This window comes from Lactobacillus jensenii DSM 20557 (genome assembly GCF_001436455.1).
In the GTDB taxonomy this organism is placed as follows: domain Bacteria; phylum Bacillota; class Bacilli; order Lactobacillales; family Lactobacillaceae; genus Lactobacillus; species Lactobacillus jensenii.
Genome location: NZ_AYYU01000096.1, coordinates 1 through 224, shown reverse-complemented (window position 1 = coordinate 224; position 224 = coordinate 1). Strand labels below are relative to the sequence as shown.

Annotated in this window: 1 tRNA gene; it reads right to left on the bottom strand. The window is 42.0% G+C overall.

The annotated features are described in order from the left end of the window. Nucleotides 1–101: 101 nt before the first annotated feature. Nucleotides 102–191, bottom strand: a tRNA-Ser gene (locus tag FC45_RS07610). Between the last annotated feature and the right edge of the window lie 33 nt (nt 192–224).

Below are 224 nucleotides of genomic sequence, written 5' to 3'. Positions count from 1 at the left end.
ACTCTTTATCAACAGGATTTGACAAAGAGCCCTTTTTTTAAATCTATATTAGCTAACAAAAAGCATGTTATCTGTTACGATAACATGCTTTAAAACTAAAACGGAGCAAGAGAGATTTGAACCCTCGCGCCGGAATTATCCGACCTACACCCTTAGCAGGGGCGCCTCTTCAGCCACTTGAGTATTGCTCCATATGGGCCTAAATGGACTTGAACCATCGACCT